This window comes from Emticicia agri, assembly GCF_004168285.1.
Classification (GTDB): domain Bacteria; phylum Bacteroidota; class Bacteroidia; order Cytophagales; family Spirosomataceae; genus Emticicia; species Emticicia agri.
Genome location: NZ_SEWF01000005.1, coordinates 179,615 through 197,845, shown reverse-complemented (window position 1 = coordinate 197,845; position 18,231 = coordinate 179,615). Strand labels below are relative to the sequence as shown.

Here is an 18,231-nt window from a genome sequence, read left to right as displayed (position 1 = left end):
GCAGGGTTGAAACTTAAAACTCAAAACGAATATGTTCGGTTATCAATATCCAACCTGGGTTGCTATTTTATTTTTTGTTGTTTTAATGGCTCTTTCTTATGCCGTTGGTAAATGGTTAGTTAAGAAAGACAGAGACTATAAAGGATTCTAAACCCATGAGTAAATATCAATAAGTAGCCACGGAGCTATTTATTGATATTTATCAGAAAATTCCTTCTTCGAGGTGTAATATTTCTTTAGCAGGTAGTTTCTTTGTGAGAAGACGAGCCACAATACTACTTCTTGTGCCATTTGAGCAAGCAACTACAATAGTATCATAACCGCTCAATTCTTCCAGTCTTTCGGTAATTTCATGCGGTGGGATATTCATACCCCCAATATTAAAATCAGCAAATTCCCATATTTCCCGAACATCTAATAATAATGTTTTAGGCTTGGCAAGAATTGCCTGAAGGTCTTGTTGTGATATTTCGGTGAAGTCTGACAATTATAAACTACTTTGTTTCTAATTCTTTTTTTATTTTTTCAACAAACGCTAAAGAAACACCTGTTAATTGAGCGATCTTTTCTGAACTATGATTTGTATCTCTTAAAAGAGCAATTACAAAAGATTCCTTTTGTGATTCAATCCCTTCTTCAACTCCTATTTTTCGTCCTTGCTCTGTTGCCCGATTGATTAAAAATTCTTCAATGCCCATAGTAGTAGATTTACCTGTGAGTGATTCAATTTCTTTATCAAATTTAATCATAGTTTCTTCTTTATCAAAACGAATATGATATTTCAGAAAGTTCATTAAGGCTCTTATTTTATCTTTAGAGAATTGTTTTCGCAAAAGTGTTTTTGCTAAACCGAGCTTTAATTCAAATAACTCTGATTGATTGATTCTCTTGCTTTTGAGAGCCGCTTTAACAGCTAATACAACCATAGCAAATGGATTGTTGCTGCTAAATAAATCTTCTTCACTTTGTTCGGTTATCTTATAGGTATTGTACTCGTAGCGGATACTGGTACCTAAAAATGATTGTTCGAATTTATCAGGATAAAGCCTGAAACTGTCGTCAGTGAATATGGCAAATGCGGTAATTGGTTTGTTATACTTATCAAAAATGCGATAGTAATAAGTAAACATCCTTTCAGGAAAATTCACATCTTTATAACCTTGCACTTCTATATGTACTAAAATCCACTTTTCTTTGCCATCTTTCATGAAGACTTTTACTAATTTGTCAACATATTTTGGCGAAAAATTATCGTTTTGAGGAGGGAAAAGTTGTTCGAGTTCCTTGTCCAGAAACTCGAAGCCTTTTTCCATAGCAAAAAGCTCATCAGCCTGATGAAAGAAAAACCTTAAAAAATCATCAAAAATGTCCTCTAAGATTGCTTTCCAAAGCGAATCATCAGGCTTGAAATGCTTTCGCTCAGGCATATAATGCGTCTCTTTGCGCTTTAACTTTTTCGTTAGTCAGATAATCGTCAAAATCCATCAACTTGTCTAAGCAGCCATTTGGCGTCAATTCTATCACACGGGTAGCTACTGTTTGCGTTAACTGATGGTCATGACAAGTAAAGAGAATATTGCTTGGGAAGTCTTCCATGCCTTTATTCAAAGCCTGAATCGATTCCAGATCCAAGTGGTTAGTTGGTTCGTCAAAAAGCAGCACATTGGCACCTGAAAGCATCATTCTTGAGAACATACAACGTTGTTTTTCTCCTCCTGATAGTACAGTACATTTCTTTAGTGCCTCTTCACCTGAGAATAACATTCTACCCAGAAAACCTCTGATAAAGGTCTCATCTTTTTCGGTTGAATACTGGCGTAACCAATCTACCAGGTCAAGACTGCCATCTTTAAAATATTCACTGTTATCGTTAGGTAAGTAGCTATTGGTAATAGTAATACCCCATTTGAATGTACCACCTGTAGCTTTTCTTTCACCCATCAGAATATCGAATAGGGCTGTTACTGCCAGACCATCTTTGCTTAGGAAAGCAATCTTTTCATTACGGGATACCTGGAAACTCAGGTTTTTGAACAAGTAAGTACCATCTTCTAATTTGTAGCTTAAGTTTTCTACCAATAAAATCTGGTCGCCTACCTCACGCTCAGGTTTGAAACCGATGTAAGGGTATTTACGGGATGATGGTTGAATTTGCTCAATGTTCAGTTTCTCAATCATTTTCTGACGAGCAGTAGCCTGTTTCGACTTAGCCACGTTAGCAGAGAAACGACGAATGAACTCTTCCAACTCTTTCTTTTTCTCTTCGGCTTTTTTGTTCTGGTCGGCTTTCTGACGGGCAGCTAACTGGCTTGACTCATACCAGAAAGAGTAGTTACCTCCATATAAGGTGATTTTTTTGTAATCAAGGTCAGCAATGTAGGTACATACATTATCCAAAAAGTGACGGTCGTGAGAAACTACAATAACGGTGTTCTTGAAGTTCATCAGGAAGTTTTCTAACCATAAAATAGACTCAATGTCTAAGTTGTTGGTAGGCTCATCTAATAGCAGAATATCAGGGTTACCAAACAAAGCCTGTGCCAACAAAACCTTTACCTTATCAGTGGGGTTCATATCTGCCATGATGTTGTAATGTAACTCTTCTTTGATACCTAAACCTGATAACAACGAGGCCGCATCTGATTCTGCTTCCCATCCATTCATTTCAGCAAATTCTGATTCAAGTTCAGCCGCACGATTCCCGTCTGCTTCCGAGAAATCCGGTTTGGCATAAATGGCGTCTTTTTCTGCAATAATTTCTGATAAACGCTCATTACCTCTGATAACTGTGTTTAATACAGTTTCGTCGTCATAAGCATTCTGGTTTTGTTTCAAAACCGACATCCTTTCACCTGGGTCCATACTTACATTTCCCGAAGTAGGGTCTATTTCACCTGAAAGAATTTTTACAAAAGTTGATTTTCCTGCTCCGTTGGCTCCAATAAGCCCGTAAACGTTACCGGGAGTAAATTTTAGATTAACTTCTTCGAAAAGGGTACGTTTCCCGAAACGAAGCGAAATATTTGAAACTGTTAGCATTTATATCAAAAGAATTTATAATGTCGAATATGATTAGATGTATGAAAACAATAAATAAAATTTAAAGAACTCCTTCATCAGCAAAGCTGAAATAACCGTTATCGCCAAAAATAAGATGGTCAAGTATCGGAATATCCAACAGACGCCCTGCTTCTTTTACCCGTTTAGTCAGGTCTTTGTCGGCCTGACTGGGTGTGAGGTTGCCCGAAGGATGATTATGCACCAGAATGATGGCTGAGGCTAAATATTCTATAGCACTCTTGAAAATTATCTTAGGGTCGGCTACTGTGCCTGCCACACCACCGATACTTACCTGAAATGGTCTGATTACCTCATTAGCCCGGTTAAGCAATAAAACCCAGAATTGTTCATGCGATAAATCCATCAGGTAAGGGCGGATAGCATGATAAGCATCTGACGATGAAGTTACTTTTGCCTTTTTCAATACCTCACTTTCTTTCCTTCTTCTTCCTAATTCAAGTGCCGCAGCTATAGAAATAGCTTTGGCATCACCAATGCCTTTAAACTTCATCAGGTCATTGATACTTAACCTGGCTAATTCGTTCAGGTTATTGCCGACACTATGCAGGATTAGTTTTGATAAATCAACGGCTGATAATTCTCTTGTGCCGGAGCCAATAAGAATAGCAATCAGCTCGGCATCAGAAAGGGCAGCTCTGCCTTTGAGGATTAGTTTTTCTCTCGGACGGTCTTCTTCAGCCCAGGAAAGAATATTGTTCATGAATATGGTAAGGTTGTAGCTATGTATTTTTATACAATACTAAACAAAAAATGCCCACGGAGGCGTTTCCATGAGCAAAATATTGTATCTCACACCAATTATGCTAAAGCACTGATGTGTTTCGCTAAACCAGATTTCAAGTTTGCTGCTTTATTTTTGTGGATAACGTTTTTACGCGCTAATTTATCCAACATAGAAGCGGCTGATTTAAACAACTCTGTTGCAGCTACTTTATCTGTAAGACCACGTAGTTTTCTAACAATTGTACGAGTTGTTTTGTGTTGGTAACGATTTCTCAAACGCTTTGCCTCGTTCGCTCTGATACGTTTTAATGCCGACTTATGATTTGCCATTTTATTATAAAAAATTTGTCTGTTCTTTTTTCGAATTCCAATTGAGGGTGCAAAAATAAGGATTTTATTATTAAATGCAAAACAGAAACTCTAAAAATATAATAACAAGTAACTGTTTTTGTTGCCTTTATATGCCCTCATAAAAAAAGCACGCTTTTTTGCGTGCTTTTTCTGAATATTCTTTGAATGAACAGAGTAAAATTACTTTATCTCTGAATTAATAACCAAAACTTTTTCCCAATTAGCTTCATTTGCTTTCTCAAATGTTTTGTATTGGGCACTCTGACGGAATTTCTCTAATTCACTATCAGTTCTGAAAGTAAGATAGTGCATTACGTCGTATTCTGCGTTTGAACCATTTGAAATAGTATTTCCGGCAGAATAATTAACGATTTCAGGTAGTTCGCGTTTCAAATCCTGAAATTGTTCTAAATGTTTTTTAATTGCCTCGGCTGAAGTTCCTTCCTTAAACTTATAGCAAACAATGCTTTGTTTTTGTGCTTTAGGCGGTGTATAGGCTGACCCATAAGCTACCATCAAAAAAGCAAAAACGCCTAAAGCAATTGCAGGCATTACGTATCTCAATAAAGATTTTTTCTGTGTATGACTCATTTTCTTTTTCCGAATAATATTTTGTATTACAGTACAAATATAACAGAAATTATTTTAAATCATTGCATTTTTTCAAGAAAATATTTTATTGATTTTATAATTTATTAATATTGCAGAATAATATTCTGTTTTTGACTTTTATTGCAAAATGGAGATTTTTTTGTGAAAATTGTAAAAAGTTAAGAATAGGTGTGATTTTAAGGAGATTTGTCTGAAAAAATAGAGAATCTCAAATTTGTATGTTCCAAATTTGAGATTCCAGGAGAAAAAAGTATATTTTTTATGATTTTAAGGCTACAAATTCAGCTTTTCAGATTTTTTTTCGTTTAAAAAATATTATTCTGACATTCTACAAGAATGCTGCAATGGCTTTTTTTACTTTATCTGTTTCGCAGCCCGGGGCAAGATGCCCACAATCGCCTGTCAGCTCTACATAATTGGTATTCAATGCTTTAGCAAACTCTGTTGCAGTGTACGGATTAACCATCGCATCTCTTGTAGCTACTATTACTAATAGCTTTGCTTTAATATGATTGGGCATTTCAGAAAGAGACTTTCCGGAGGTCTGATAAATATCTTGTGAAAGCATCGCTTTTATCTGACAGATCCAGTTTTCAGGGTTATTACCTTTTACTCTGTCTTCGCCCGATTTTTGCATTTTAGCATAAGCCTCTTCAGCTTTTTCAGTTCGGACATAATAATCAGGTGTTGCTAAGTTCAGATTATGTACGGTTGCCACCTGTCGCATTGCATTTTTTCGAGCCACCGGATTTTTACCTGCCTGCTCAATAATGTTCCACTCGGTTTTCCAGAGTAAAATATCATAGTAAGATTGTTTAGGAGTGCCTACGATAGGAATAGCCTTTTCTACAAAATCAGGATAAGCAGTGATCCACTCAAAAGTTTGCATACCACCCATCGAAATCCCCATTACTGCATATAAATGATTGAGCTGAAAGTTTTTGGTTATTAGTGTATATTCGGCATTTACCATATCTCTAATAGTAATATCAGGAAACCCGGGGGTATTAGAAGGAGAAGAAGAAATGCCATTTCCCAGCGCATCAACTAAAATCAGATAAAATTTAGTTGTATCAATCATAGTTCCGGCATTGGCAATCAGGTTTTCACTTGTACCACCAAACCAGGTCGGGAACAGAATAGCATTGCTTTTTTCGGCGTTTAACTGACCAAAAGTACGATAGCCCAATTTACAGTTCTTAATAATTTTACTGCCTTGCGTTTTAAACTGACCAATAGAAGCGAATTTTAAGGTATTCTGAGCAAAAATTTGTGTAGTGCACAAGGAAAAGAAAAACAGAAACTTTTTCATTTTATTGAAATAGGTATAATATTAGGGGAATAATTAAAACTGACACTAATGAAGCAAATAATACCACTTTTTGCAAGACTTAGAAAGAATTTTAACCTGTTGAAACTGCTATTAGTAATAGGGATACTACCTACTATTTGCGCTTTTTCACTAAAGCGACCACTCTGGCAACGTCCGTTATGGGGATTTTTTGCGCATAAGCGTATTAATCGTTTAGCGGTTTTTACTTTGCCGCCTGAAATGTTTGGGTTTTATAAGAAAAACATTGACTATATTTCTGAAAACGCTATTAATGCCGACCAAAGGCGATATGCGTTTAAACAAGAAGCACCCCGCCATTTTATTGATTTGGATAATTATTCCGATTCTGTCAGAAAACAATTACCCGGTTATTCATGGAAAGAGGCCGTAGATAAAGTAGGAGAAGATTCGCTTTATGCACATGGAATTGTGCCATGGCATATTAATTCTATGAAGTATCAGTTAACAGAAGCATTCAGAAAAAAAGATGTGAAAAGAATACTCAGTCTTTCAACAGATATAGGTCATTATATTGCCGACGCGCATGTGCCGTTGCACACTACCAGAAATTACAATGGTCAGCTAAGTAATCAGATAGGGATTCATGGTTTTTGGGAAAGCCGATTGCCGGAAATGTTTGCCGAGAACTACGATTTCTTTGTAGGGCAAGCCACTTACGAAGAATTTCCACAAAAAAGAGCCTGGCAAACTGTAACTCATGCCAATGCGGCATTAGATTCGGTATTATTATTCGAAAAACAATTAAATAGTCAGTTTTCAGAAGATAAGAAGTTTAGTTTTGAGGAGGTAAACGGCGTTACTACCCGTGTTTATTCGAAGGAGTTTTCGACGAAGTATCATCAGATGCTTAAAAATCAGGTTGAAAGACAAATGCGTGCATCAGTAAAAATGATTGGCGACTTCTGGTTTACGTGTTGGGTAGATGCAGGTCAACCTGATTTAATGCCGCTCAAAAAATATGAGCCTACCAAAGAAGAAGACGAAGAAGAAAAGACTGAGAAAAAACAATGGTTAAAAAGAATTTTTGAGGTAAGAAAAGAAAGTGACAATTAAGAAATTTTTATAACCACGGAGTAAACCGGGCGTCGGTCGCTCCGATTTACTCCGTGGTTAAAGTAAAAACACAAGAACTCTATATTCTTATAAACAATTTCTTATCATACATCCATTTCAGAATCAGCCAATCAATGGCAAGCATTAAAAAACCATGCACTAAAGACTGATAAGGATCTCCGAAAATAGCTGCATAGTTTTGTCCTAAATGTGTTCTTAATGACTTTGAAACGTAAGAATTAAAACCATCAGCAATTACATAAGCGGCAATGGAGTTCATACCAATTACGGTCAGGAAAAAGAACCAGTTGCGCTTTTGTAATACATCTACAGCCCAGTAAAAGAAAGCCAGAAACAGAAAGCACCAACCACCGCTAAAAATAACCCAGGTTGGTGTCCATATCCTTTTTACATTCGGACAGATGCCTGACCAATTTAAAAGCAGTCCTAAAATAAGCCCTGAAACGCCTAAAATCAGAAAAATCCTGATTTTTTCCTGCGGTGTTTTAGTGGACTTTAAAAAGTTTCCAGCGATTAAACCTAATAACATAGTACCCAGCGTAGGAATAAAACTTAAGGTAGCATAACCACCACCATTAAATAAAAAAGGTTTTTCTCTTGGAAATAAATTCAGAAACCAACGGTCGAATGCCCAGGCGAGGTTGGTATTTTTATTCCAGTGAGCAGCAAAACCTGTCAGGTTATGTTCCCAGTCTTTGATAGCACCGGCATTAGCATAGTCGAAATCGGGGCTGGGGAGGGGATAAAGCGCAAAAGCCGCCCAATAACCCACCAGAATAACGATTAAAGCAACTAACTGAATGCGATGAGAAGCAAAGCCCAATAGAAACAAGAAAGGATAGCCCAAGCCTATTTGTGTAAGGGTATCTTCAAAAGTAAAATTGGTATGGTCTGCCCACTGAGAGCGTAAAAATATGCCCAATAAAATTAGTATCAGCGAACGCCACAAAGCATGGCGGAATGTTTTCCAGAAACTACTTTCATTGGTTAATCTGCTGGCAATAGAGTAGGGCAGTACAACACCTACCAAAAACGAAAATGAAGGTTGAATAAGGTCATGCAGGGCACATCCTACCCACTCAACGTGGTCTTGGTGATAAGCTAAAAATTGCCAGAACGAGCTATCGGGTAAGGCCTCAGAAACTTTATGTAAACGCAAGACTTCGGCCATCATCAGTAGCATAACAAAGCCTCGATAGACATCGGCCGATGCCAGACGGGTAGAGGTATTAGTGGTGGTCATAGAATAGAGGTTGAGATAAGGAAAGTAAAAATAGAAATTTCTTTATTAAGTCAACCAGCCAAGACCGTTTTATTCTTACATATAACCTTCTACTCCTAAACCAAACAAAGCAAAATCATATTTTACAGGGTCGGCAGGGTCAAACTGTTTAAGGTTTTTTGTCAATTCTATAGCCGTTTGCCAGTCTGCTTTCGGGCGAGTTATCAGTCCTAATTTACGGCTTACTCTTTCTACGTGTACATCACAAGGGCAAACCAGTTGGGCGGGAGAAATTTTATTCCAGATACCAAAATCCACCCCTTTGTCATCTTTTCTTACCATCCAGCGTAAAAACATATTAATTCGTTTGCATGAAGAATTTTTAGCCGGAGTAGCAATGTGTTTTCTGGTACGGGTCGGATAATCTTCTAAACTGAAAAATGCTTTCTGAAAATTTTCCAGCGCAAGTTTTGTATCTGTTGATTCAGGGGTTAAGCCCTGCGTAAATACCTCTTCTAAAGATTCATGTCGGGCATAAAAATCTTTGAAAACCTCTATAAAATACAGTGTATCAGTAGGATTAAAAGTACGATGTTTGAATGAGAGAAAGCGTTTCAGGTCGGTATCCTGATGATTTTTAATGAAATCATAAGGCGCACCATCCATTAATTTCACCAATTCATTACATTTATTAATGATAGTTTTCCGCTGACCCCATGCCAAGGTAGCAGCGATAAAGCCGGTAATTTCTATGTCTTGTTTTAGTGTAAACTGATGTGGAATACTGATGGGGTCGTCAGGAATAAAACCGGGTTGATTAAACTGTTCGTATTTTTCGTTCAGCAGATTGAGTATGTAGTCAGACATGGGCAAGCATAAAACTACTCCGATTGAAGTGGAGTTTTTATATGAAAAAGGATAATTTATTTCTTAATTAATCTCAGAATAAATACAAAAACCCTTGAAATAGCAGAAAATATAGCTACGATACCTGTAAATAAAAGACCAAAAACCGTAATGATAGGATACATGATAGCAAAGAACACTGTCCATATCTTGTTCTTCGAGGTTGCTGTAACAGGTTCTGGCGAATTATCTTTTAACTGATTGGGATGCATGAAATTGTGATTTGTGTACTTATTTTCTCTTATTCTATAAGGCATAACTCAAAGAAGCACGAATTCGTTTATCTTTGGGCTGTAATTTTTCAAAAGCCTTGGGAGAAATCTTGATAATGGCATCTCCAGAACCTGACAATTTACCGATTACTTTTACCCAGACACTTTGCCCGTTTGCTTCATTGGCAATTTTAATGAGTGTCCCTACCGGAGCCGTACGGTGTAAGGCCAGATATTTATTGGTCGATGAACCCGCGTCTATTACTTCTGCAATACCTTGTTCGTTATATTTTTTACCTGTTGGCGCATTTGGTACGGGTGTCTGAGGCTTGTTAGCCAGAGGCTTGGTTACTACCGTTGTTGACTTTTTGTCTTTCTCAACGTCTCCGGCAGGGCCAGAAGCCGTTTTAGGTTTGCTGACCGTAGCGATAGGTTTTACCACAGGCTTTGCCTTAGCAACTTCTTTTTTCTCTTCTTTAGGGACATTGGCTACTAAATCTACTGGTTTTTCTACTACCAGTACTTGGTTTACACGAAGCACATCTGTAGTCAGCTTATTCCATTCTTTCAGTTGCCATACTTTTACCTTGTATTTAGTAGCCACACTAAAGAGTTTATCGCCTGCTACAACTGTATGGGTTTTGAGTTTGATATTTTTTGTATCAGTAACATTATCAGTTGCTGAGTTTTTCAGGCTGTCTTCGTTGTTAGCTAAAGCATCTTTAGGCGTTGCCTCCGGAATATCAATTACTTCTATGCCATTTTCATCTATAACACCTCTCGGTCGGGTACTATCCTGTGTAGGCAGTACTTCTGCTACTCTGGGTCGGGGTACGCTTTTGCTTTTAGTATTAAGAGGAATACTGATTACCTGGTCGCTGGCCATAATCGCATCTTTCTTAAACTCAGGGTTGGCTGCATAAAATTCTTTTTCTGAAGCATTGTAACGTTTCAGAATCGAGTAGAGAGTCTCGCCTTGTTCTATTTTATGTAGAACAAACAACTTGCCGTTTTTTTTCTCAATACCAATAGAATCGAGAGGAGTTGGAAGTGAATTACTGAATGATTTTGTCAGGTAAAGCACGAGAAAAGCCGTAGTAAAAAGGTATCTTAACATGGTAGTCAAGCGATTGGATTTAACGCAAATTTAATGATTCTGCGAGAGATTAACGCATATATTTTTTTTTCGTGTAAATTCGCCCCGAATAAAACATTGAAACCTATGAAAATTCTTGGAATTATACCGTCAAGATATGCCTCAAGTCGTTTTCCGGGCAAACCTCTTGTCGATATTAACGGCAAAAGTATGATTCAGCGTGTGTATGAACAGGCATTGAAAGCCAAGAGTCTACAAAGAGTTGTAGTGGCAACAGATGATGCAAGAATTCTGAATCATGTGCTAGAGTTTGGTGGTGATGCCGTAATGACTTCAAGTAGTCATCCGACAGGAACGGACCGTTGTTTTGAAGCACTTGAAAAAGCTGGCGGCGTAACAAAGTACGATTATGCCATCAATATTCAGGGAGATGAACCCTTTATTGACCCTGATACAATAGACCAGATTTCCGGGTTATTGGATTTTAAGACTGAAATTGCAACGGCAGTTAAAAAAATAAAGGATTATGAAACCCTGAAAGACCCTAATGTAGTGAAGGCGGTTCTGACCATGCGTAAGCAATGTTTATATTTCAGTCGTCAGGTAGTTCCATATGTACGCGGCTATGAGCCGGAAGAATGGCTGGAACATGCTGACTTTTATAAACATATCGGTATTTATGCGTATCGGAGCGATGTTTTAGAACAGATTTCTCATATTCCTACGTCTCCGTTAGAAAATACTGAAAAATTAGAGCAGCTTCGTTGGTTGGGCTATGGATACAAAATTTATGCGGTTGTAACCAATTACGAGAGTTTTGGTATCGATACCAAAGAAGATTTAGAAAAAATAGGCAAATAACACATTTGGTTCTAGGGAAACTGGAGAATGGAAAAAGGAAGAATTAGTTTACTATACTTTCAATAAGGCTTAACTGTGAAAAGATTTTCATATTCCTTTTCCATTTTCCCTGTTCCGTTCTCCATTTTCCTTTCTTCTTTCAGTTACTTCTTCAATAAGGCAGCTATCCATAAAGCAACCGCACATACACCTAAGCCAAGAGATTCGCGGCCTAATTCAATATTAATCGTTTTCATACCCATCTCATTCAGTTTTATTCCTTCCCATTGAGGCGGAAACTGATTAATTGACCACATAAGATATAACAGCCCTATCGCAAAATAAACGATTGGTTCTCCTTTCCCTTGTAGTTTATGATAGCATAAAAAAACGGGAATCAGATAGGTAGGTATCCAGACATAAGGGTCAGGGTCATTATACTGCATGATAGCCGCATACACAAAAAAGGCCATAAAAAGCCATAGAATAATTTTTTTGACCATTGGTTGAAAGATTTTATAATAAGGATTGGCTTATCAAAACAACCTAAAAAAACATTTGTTGTCAAGTTAAAAGTTTTATAACTTTCCTGCTCAACACCTTTCCGGATTTTTTTAGTTACGCCATGAACCTCAGATTTCTTCTATTTCTTTTCCTCCCTTTCTTACTTTCCTGTAATAGCGAGCCAAAAACACTATTTACATTATTGCCGGGTTCTGAAACAGGCGTTACTTTTCAGAATACTGTTATTGAAAACGAACAGTTTAATCTCTACGATTTCCATAATGTATATAATGGGGCAGGGGTAGCTGTCGGCGATTTGAATAATGATAACCTGCCTGATTTATATTTTACCGGAAATATGTCCGGAGACCGCATGTATATCAATATAAGCGACAATGAAAAAGGTTCTTTGAAATTTCAGGATATTACTGATAAAGCCGGAATACATAAAGGGGGGTGGTCAACAGGTGTAACCTTAGCAGATGTCAATGCCGATGGTCTGTTAGATATCTATGTATGCAAATCAGGCAACTATACAGGTAGTCTGCGGGCTAATCAGTTGTATATTAATCAGGGAGCAGGGCAGAATGGCGTACCAACTTTTAAAGAAATGGCACAGCAATATGGTTTAGCTGATACAACCTATTCAAGTCAGGCGGCTTTTTTTGACTATGATAAAGATGGTGATCTGGATATGTATTTGCTGACTACCACCAATCTGGTTAGAAATCCTAACAGGATTACTGTGCCTGTTAATGACGGAACAGGTTATTCGGCAGATAAATTATATGAAAATGATGGTAATGCCAGATTTATTGATGTAAGCCGGAAAGCAGGAATTTTACATGACGGCAATGGTCTGGGATTATCCATATGTGATATTGACAACGACGGTTGGGAAGATGTTTTTGTGAGCAACGATTTTCTGCCGAATGATTTGCTTTATATTAATAATCATGACGGTACTTTTAAAGAAATGGCAAAAGAGTACCTGAAACACCACAGCCGTTTTTCGATGGGTAATGATGTGTCTGATTTTAATAATGATGGCAGGGCAGACATTATGATGGTAGATATGTTGCCTGCCAATAATGAGCAACGAAAAATGATGACTGGTCCGGGAAATTTTGAACAATATGAAGTAGAATTAAATACAGGTTATCATTCGCAGTTTATGCGGAATATGCTTCACCTGAATTTAGGCAAATCACCTGACGGGCGAATACTTTTTTCAGAAATAGGCCAAATTGCAGGTGTGCATAGCAGTCAATGGAGCTGGGCTCCCTTATTTGCCGATTTCGATAATGACGGGTTAAGAGATTTGTTTATTTCAAATGGTTATCTGAGAGATATTACCAACCTTGATTTTATCTCGTATAATGTAGCTTATGAGCAAAAAAATCTCGGTAATTTAAGAAGATATATGATTGACCGATCGTTAGAGCTACCTTCATGGAATGATGTCAATTGTTTTTTTAGAAATAAAGGAGACCTGACCTTTGAAAACACAACAAAAGCCTGGTTTGGTGATTCTCTTTCTGTTTCTAATGGCGCTGCTTATGCCGACCTGGATAATGACGGAGATTTAGACCTGGTTGTAAATAATACAAATAAACCCGCTTATATCATGCGGAATGATGCACCAACGGCTAATTTTTTGAAAATTCTGCTGAAAGGTAGACCGAAGAACAGGTATGGTTTAGGCAGTGAAGTCAGTATTTATGCCAACGGGTATTTACAGAAATATCATCAGGCTGTTACAAAAGGATATGCCTCTTCGGTTGATTATACCATACATTTTGGCTTAGGGAAAAACACTCAGATAGATTCTCTTGAAATAGTCTGGACTGATGGTAAAGCACAGAAACTGAAAAATATCAAAGCCAATCAGACACTTACTTTAGATTATACAAACGCTACCACAGCTACTAAACCTGACAAGCAACAGGAGGCTACACTATTTGCAGATGTAACGTCAGCAGTAAATATCAATTTTCAGCCTCAGGAAGAACGCTATGTAGATTATCATGTAGAAACGCTCTTGTTGCATAAACTGTCACAACAAGGGCCTAAAATGGCTGTTGGAGACATCAATAATGACGGTCTTGATGATTTTTTTGTAGGCGGTTCTTATAAAAACTATGGTAAATTCTTTGTTCAGACTCCTGCAGGGCAGTTTATTCAGAAGTCTTATACGAATGAAAGCTTACCTAAAGGAGAAGAAGATATAGAAATGATATTGTTTGATGCCGACCGTGACAAAGACCTGGATTTATACATCGTAAGTGGTTCTAATGAGTATCCTGATGGTTCAAAATATTATCAGGACAGATTGTACCTCAACGATGGCAAAGGTAATTTTACTGATGCTACCAGTCAGCTTCCTGAGATCAGGCATAGTGGCTCGTGTGTGGCAGTAGCCGATTTTGATAAAGACGGTGATTTAGATATTTTTCGGGGTGGGCGACTAACACCCTTGCAGTATCCTCAATCGGGCGAAAGTTATCTGCTGAAAAACGATTATGGCATTTTCAGTAATTATACTGCACAGGCTTCTACCGAACTTGCCAAAGTGGGTATGGTTACAGATGCGCTATGGATAGATATTGATAATGATACCTGGCTTGATTTAATAGTAGTAGGAGAGTTTATGCCTGTTACTGTCTTTAAGAACACTCAAGGGAAATTAAGCAAATCAGATGCTTTCCCTAATTCAGAGGGGTTCTGGAATACTGTAGCCGCCGCCGATTTTGACAAAGATGGAGATATAGATATGGTATTAGGAAATATAGGTTTAAATACCCGTTATCATTTCTCTTTGAATGAACCCCTGACAGTTTATGGAGCCGATTATGATGAGAATGGTCACTGGGATGGAATACCTTCTTATTACATTAATGGAAAAGAACACCCGATTCCTACGAGAGATGATTTATTGAGGCAATTGCCGTCATTTCGTAAAAAATTCCCTAATTACGGTAGTTATGCTAAAGCCACTATGAAAGAGGTGCTGACAGAGCTACAAATGAAGCAAGCTATTATTAAAAAAGCCTATGTACAAGAAAGTATGTATGCCGAAAATCTTGGTCATGGAAAGTTTACTTTAAAACCTCTATCACAGATGGCTCAATGGGCACCTGTTCAGCGTATGTTGATAGACGATGTTAATCAGGATGGTAATCTGGATGTAATGATGGTAGGTAATGCCTATGATGCAGAGCCCATTGCGGGTAGATACGATGCTTCAGTCGGGCTTGTGCTGATGGGAGATGGTAAGGGGGGCTTTAAACCTGCGCTTTATGATAAAACAGGATTTGTAGCCGATGGCGATTGTAAAGATATTGTAGTTGTAAAAACCGCCTCAAAAAACAAATTGTATATAGTATCTCAGAATAAAGCTCCCCTGAAAGTCTTTAAGGGTAAATAAAAAAGTCCGATAGTGTGTAGTTGCTATCGGACTCTTAGTCATAATTGTATCTTACTCGAATTTAATATTTCTGGTTTGTAAAGGTACACTATCGGTATATAAAGCCACAATAACGCCCGTAACAGGTAAATCTTTTGTTGAAACTTCAATTGAACCCTGTTGTTGGGTTAAACTGATTTTTTTCAGAACCTGGTCGGCTTTCGGATGAAACAGTACGATTTCACCGGCGGTTTTTCCGGCAGGTAAAGTATATTTTAATTTGAAAGAGGCAATGGTTTTAGCAGAAGCATCTTCTTGCAGATAAACTTCCTGCACAGGGGCTACAGAAGTTATTTTTTGCTGTTCGGGCGTACGTCCGTTCTGGTCGATATTCTGACAAAAAGCAGACATGCTCAGCAAACATAGCGTAATGAGTGTATAAATAGTCTTCATTTTTTCAGATTTATTTTTTGTCGGCTTTTTTGTCTTTTTCTTCTTTACTCAAAATAGCTTCTTTATTCAAGACAGCCTCTAATCGTTCTAATCGGGTATTTAATGCTTCATATTGAGCCAGTTTGGCTTTTAAATCCTCAATCTCTGCCTTTTGTTGCTCATTCACAGCTATCTGTTCTTTCATACCCTGCAATAAAATAGGAATGAGCCCGACATAATTAACAGTCTTGAAAGACGTGTTTTCTCCCGGAAATCGGGTAGGGCTTACAAAAGAAGGTAAAACCTTTTCTACTTCCTGCGCAATCAGTCCATATTGTAAGGTATTAGAAAAGCCTAACCTGGGATACTCATCTGTTTTATAATAGAAAGTTTTGGGGCTTAATGAGCTGATAATTTTTGACATACTGCTCATATCCATGATATTTCTTTTCAGTTTCATATCAGATGGTGTAACCATAGAGCCTCCCGGCATAAGTGCCCCTGCTACATAGAGCGTATCTTCAAAAAAGCCCATACCTTTTACATGTAATCTGGTTTGGGGGCTTGCTATACCAATACCCACATTGCCCGAGGCTGCAATATCAATACTACTGGTAGGCGCACCGGGTCTTATTCTGAAAGGCAAACGACTGCCCCCTGTAACATCTCTGACAAAGAAGTTGGCTTCATTCCCGGCCATATCCCACGTTTGTGAGGTGAAGCCACCGGAGCTATTTTGTTCCAGTCTTATCGCCGGGGTGTTGTTGGTATTCATGTGCACATCTAATACAGGTGTGGCAGTTTGTAAACCGATTTTTCCGTTAGAACCCATAAAGAAACTATTGGTCGGTGCGCCTGCTATAATCTTAAAAGGAACCTTTGCTCCGGTTACATCATTAATAGCAAAAGAGTTATTACCCCCATTTGCGCTTTCATTCGCTTCAAGTTCCCAATCATTGGCAGGGAACCCAGAAGAGACGCTGGTATCATCAAATGTAATACGGAGATTGTTCTCTTTTAAACGAATAGTATTAAACCCAAAACTTTCATTATTCACACAGTCAATACCGACACATTCGCTTCCTTGTACTATTAAATCATCGGCAATTACCTGGTCGGCAATGCTACGTTCTTTCAGTTCGATTTTCTGACCTAACTGATCTTTTAGAAATTGTTCGGGGCTTTTGCGTTGTGCATACACTTTCGGCACAACGTATTGGTCGTCGGTCTTTGGTTTTTTCTGGCTTTTTTTGATGTTCTGCGAAAAAGAATCGTAAAACACCATTGAGCACAAAAACAAGATACACCTGAAAAGTGTGGTAGAGGTTGTTTTCATTAAAATTAGTTTTTATGGTTATATCTAATGGTTGACAATTAATAAGTATATTCACTTATAATTTTCAAAGATATTATTTTTTAATAAGATAATTGTCTTTTAATTAACTTTTTAACCTTTAAAAATTATCAAAAGGTATAGTTGTTTTTACTTATCAAATCAGTCTTTTTTCTAAAACCATTTGTAGAGAGAAGAAAAGTTTCTTACCTTTGCAGCGGCAAATTACCAGCTCCTGCTGAATCCCCCAGGTCTTGACCGAAGCAAGGGTATTGTGGTTGAGCGGTGAATTTGCCTTTTTTTGTTTTTGGCTCGTAGCAATTGTTCAAATATAAACCACTACTTTCATGTAGCTAACCCCCAAAGGCATGAAAGTCCTAACAAAATCTTCCGGTTTTTCGGATATGGGGCTAAATGTTCTATGAAATTTTTTATCGATACCGCCTCCCTTAAAGAAATACAAGAAGCACAAGACATTGGTGTGCTTGATGGTGTTACTACCAATCCATCGTTAATGGCAAAAGAAGGTATTGCCGGAAAAGACAATGTAATGCGCCACTATAAGGCTATTTGCGAGATTGTGGATGGTGATGTAAGCGCAGAAGTAATCTCGACCAAATACGAAGAGATGATTAACGAAGGTGAAGAACTGGCCGAAATAGATGAGCAGATAGTAGTAAAAATACCGATGATAAAAGATGGAATTAAAGCTATCAAATATTTTTCGGAAAGAGGTATTAAAACCAACTGTACCTTGGTATTTTCACCGGGTCAGGCATTGTTAGCAGCTAAAGCAGGTGCAACCTATGTATCACCATTTGTTGGCCGTTTAGATGATATTTCAACTGACGGTATGACCTTGATTGAAGATATTCGTTTAATTTATGATAACTATGGATACGAAACACAGATTTTAGCTGCTTCGGTTCGCCATCCTATGCACATTATTCAGTGTGCTAAAATCGGAGCTGATGTAATGACAGGCCCTCTTTCAGCAATTTTAGCTTTATTGAATCACCCGCTTACTGACAGTGGTCTGGCAAAATTCTTAGCCGACCATGCCAAAGTAAACCAGAAATAAGTTT

The 18,231-nt window shown here is 37.8% G+C and carries 18 protein-coding genes; 4 read left to right on the top strand and 14 right to left on the bottom strand.

The genetic code is table 11. From position 1 onward, the window contains the following. Window positions 1–202: 202 nt before the first annotated feature. The 7 genes from EWM59_RS05070 to EWM59_RS05040 all read right to left on the bottom strand — a co-directional run bounded on the left by EWM59_RS05070 (window position 203) and on the right by EWM59_RS05040 (window position 6,079). Window positions 203–487 (bottom strand): rhodanese-like domain-containing protein, encoded by a 285-nt coding sequence (locus tag EWM59_RS05070; RefSeq protein ID WP_130019857.1) that lies wholly within the window; start codon window positions 485–487, stop codon window positions 203–205. Window positions 488–494: 7 nt separating this feature from the next. Further along, window positions 495–1,313, bottom strand: coding sequence for an RpnC/YadD family protein (locus EWM59_RS05065; protein ID WP_229239279.1), 819 nt, complete (start codon window positions 1,311–1,313; stop codon window positions 495–497). A 106-nt stretch (window positions 1,314–1,419) separates the two neighbouring features. Further along, window positions 1,420–3,039, bottom strand: coding sequence for an ABC-F family ATP-binding cassette domain-containing protein (locus EWM59_RS05060; protein ID WP_130019855.1), 1,620 nt, complete (start codon window positions 3,037–3,039; stop codon window positions 1,420–1,422). A gap of 61 nt (window positions 3,040–3,100) precedes the next feature. Next, window positions 3,101–3,781, bottom strand: a complete 681-nt coding sequence (radC, locus tag EWM59_RS05055) for a RadC family protein (RefSeq protein WP_130019854.1) — start codon at window positions 3,779–3,781, stop codon at window positions 3,101–3,103. Window positions 3,782–3,879: 98 nt separating this feature from the next. Further along, window positions 3,880–4,134, bottom strand: coding sequence for a 30S ribosomal protein S20 (gene rpsT, locus EWM59_RS05050; protein ID WP_130019853.1), 255 nt, complete (start codon window positions 4,132–4,134; stop codon window positions 3,880–3,882). Between the two features lie 201 nt (window positions 4,135–4,335). Continuing rightward, entirely contained in the window at window positions 4,336–4,746 is a 411-nt protein-coding gene (locus EWM59_RS05045; RefSeq protein WP_130019852.1) for a Dabb family protein, read from the bottom strand. 349 nt (window positions 4,747–5,095) lie between these two features. Beyond that, window positions 5,096–6,079, bottom strand: coding sequence for an alpha/beta fold hydrolase (locus EWM59_RS05040; protein ID WP_130019851.1), 984 nt, complete (start codon window positions 6,077–6,079; stop codon window positions 5,096–5,098). A gap of 48 nt (window positions 6,080–6,127) precedes the next feature. Between EWM59_RS05040 and EWM59_RS05035 the strand changes: the two genes are divergently transcribed. After that, the gene (locus tag EWM59_RS05035) at window positions 6,128–7,174 is read left to right on the top strand and encodes a zinc dependent phospholipase C family protein (protein WP_130019850.1); all 1,047 of its coding nucleotides are present in this window, start codon (window positions 6,128–6,130) and stop codon (window positions 7,172–7,174) included. Between the two features lie 79 nt (window positions 7,175–7,253). On the opposite strand, the gene EWM59_RS05030 is transcribed toward EWM59_RS05035, so the two are convergent. The 4 genes from EWM59_RS05030 to EWM59_RS05015 form a co-directional block, all read right to left on the bottom strand. Next, window positions 7,254–8,438, bottom strand: coding sequence for an acyltransferase family protein (locus EWM59_RS05030; RefSeq protein ID WP_229239278.1), 1,185 nt, complete (start codon window positions 8,436–8,438; stop codon window positions 7,254–7,256). Window positions 8,439–8,513: 75 nt separating this feature from the next. Then, window positions 8,514–9,284, bottom strand: a complete 771-nt coding sequence (locus tag EWM59_RS05025) for a TIGR02757 family protein (protein ID WP_130019849.1) — start codon at window positions 9,282–9,284, stop codon at window positions 8,514–8,516. 56 nt (window positions 9,285–9,340) lie between these two features. After that, window positions 9,341–9,535, bottom strand: a complete 195-nt coding sequence (locus tag EWM59_RS05020; RefSeq protein WP_130019848.1) for a hypothetical protein — start codon at window positions 9,533–9,535, stop codon at window positions 9,341–9,343. 34 nt (window positions 9,536–9,569) lie between these two features. Further along, window positions 9,570–10,652 carry a LysM peptidoglycan-binding domain-containing protein gene (locus EWM59_RS05015; RefSeq protein ID WP_130019847.1) on the bottom strand — a complete coding sequence of 361 codons (1,083 nt, stop codon included), beginning with the start codon at window positions 10,650–10,652 and terminating at the stop codon, window positions 9,570–9,572. Between the two features lie 105 nt (window positions 10,653–10,757). On the opposite strand from EWM59_RS05015, the gene kdsB reads away from it, so the two are divergent. After that, window positions 10,758–11,492 carry a 3-deoxy-manno-octulosonate cytidylyltransferase gene (gene kdsB / locus EWM59_RS05010; RefSeq protein WP_130019846.1) on the top strand — a complete coding sequence of 245 codons (735 nt, stop codon included), beginning with the start codon at window positions 10,758–10,760 and terminating at the stop codon, window positions 11,490–11,492. A 143-nt stretch (window positions 11,493–11,635) separates the two neighbouring features. Here the strand turns inward: kdsB and EWM59_RS05005 are convergent, their stop codons facing one another. Continuing rightward, complete coding sequence (locus tag EWM59_RS05005; RefSeq protein WP_130019845.1) at window positions 11,636–11,974, bottom strand: transmembrane 220 family protein; 339 nt, start codon at window positions 11,972–11,974, stop codon at window positions 11,636–11,638. Window positions 11,975–12,096: 122 nt separating this feature from the next. Here EWM59_RS05005 and EWM59_RS05000 point away from each other — a divergent pair, with 122 nt between their 5' ends. Then, entirely contained in the window at window positions 12,097–15,402 is a 3,306-nt protein-coding gene (locus EWM59_RS05000; protein WP_130019844.1) for a VCBS repeat-containing protein, read from the top strand. Window positions 15,403–15,453: 51 nt separating this feature from the next. On the opposite strand, the gene EWM59_RS04995 is transcribed toward EWM59_RS05000, so the two are convergent. Further along, a complete protein-coding gene (locus EWM59_RS04995) occupies window positions 15,454–15,834 on the bottom strand; it encodes a hypothetical protein (RefSeq protein ID WP_130019843.1) in 381 nt (126 codons plus the stop codon). Between the two features lie 10 nt (window positions 15,835–15,844). After that, window positions 15,845–17,149 (bottom strand): tail fiber domain-containing protein, encoded by a 1,305-nt coding sequence (locus EWM59_RS04990; protein WP_130019842.1) that lies wholly within the window; start codon window positions 17,147–17,149, stop codon window positions 15,845–15,847. A 418-nt stretch (window positions 17,150–17,567) separates the two neighbouring features. On the opposite strand from EWM59_RS04990, the gene fsa reads away from it, so the two are divergent. Beyond that, window positions 17,568–18,227: a fructose-6-phosphate aldolase gene (gene fsa, locus EWM59_RS04985; RefSeq protein ID WP_130019841.1), complete on the top strand. Its 660-nt coding sequence runs from the start codon at window positions 17,568–17,570 to the stop codon at window positions 18,225–18,227. The last annotated feature ends 4 nt before the right edge of the window (window positions 18,228–18,231 follow it).

Bases quoted from the DNA above. Each gene is read 5' to 3' on its own strand.
- EWM59_RS05065 (WP_229239279.1), bottom strand. From the start codon at position 1,313: ATGGAAAAAGGCTTCGAGTTTCTGGACAAGGAACTCGAACAACTTTTC.
- EWM59_RS05060 (WP_130019855.1), bottom strand. From the start codon at position 3,039: ATGCTAACAGTTTCAAATATTTCGCTTCGTTTCGGGAAACGTACCCTT.
- radC (WP_130019854.1), bottom strand. From the start codon at position 3,781: ATGAACAATATTCTTTCCTGGGCTGAAGAAGACCGTCCGAGAGAAAAA.
- rpsT (WP_130019853.1), bottom strand. From the start codon at position 4,134: ATGGCAAATCATAAGTCGGCATTAAAACGTATCAGAGCGAACGAGGCA.
- EWM59_RS05045 (WP_130019852.1), bottom strand. From the start codon at position 4,746: ATGAGTCATACACAGAAAAAATCTTTATTGAGATACGTAATGCCTGCA.
- EWM59_RS05040 (WP_130019851.1), bottom strand. From the start codon at position 6,079: ATGAAAAAGTTTCTGTTTTTCTTTTCCTTGTGCACTACACAAATTTTT.
- EWM59_RS05035 (WP_130019850.1), top strand. From the start codon at position 6,128: ATGAAGCAAATAATACCACTTTTTGCAAGACTTAGAAAGAATTTTAAC.
- EWM59_RS05030 (WP_229239278.1), bottom strand. From the start codon at position 8,438: ATGACCACCACTAATACCTCTACCCGTCTGGCATCGGCCGATGTCTAT.
- EWM59_RS05025 (WP_130019849.1), bottom strand. From the start codon at position 9,284: ATGTCTGACTACATACTCAATCTGCTGAACGAAAAATACGAACAGTTT.
- EWM59_RS05020 (WP_130019848.1), bottom strand. From the start codon at position 9,535: ATGCATCCCAATCAGTTAAAAGATAATTCGCCAGAACCTGTTACAGCA.
- EWM59_RS05015 (WP_130019847.1), bottom strand. From the start codon at position 10,652: ATGTTAAGATACCTTTTTACTACGGCTTTTCTCGTGCTTTACCTGACA.
- kdsB (WP_130019846.1), top strand. From the start codon at position 10,758: ATGAAAATTCTTGGAATTATACCGTCAAGATATGCCTCAAGTCGTTTT.
- EWM59_RS05005 (WP_130019845.1), bottom strand. From the start codon at position 11,974: ATGGTCAAAAAAATTATTCTATGGCTTTTTATGGCCTTTTTTGTGTAT.
- EWM59_RS05000 (WP_130019844.1), top strand. From the start codon at position 12,097: ATGAACCTCAGATTTCTTCTATTTCTTTTCCTCCCTTTCTTACTTTCC.
- EWM59_RS04995 (WP_130019843.1), bottom strand. From the start codon at position 15,834: ATGAAGACTATTTATACACTCATTACGCTATGTTTGCTGAGCATGTCT.
- EWM59_RS04990 (WP_130019842.1), bottom strand. From the start codon at position 17,149: ATGAAAACAACCTCTACCACACTTTTCAGGTGTATCTTGTTTTTGTGC.
- fsa (WP_130019841.1), top strand. From the start codon at position 17,568: ATGAAATTTTTTATCGATACCGCCTCCCTTAAAGAAATACAAGAAGCA.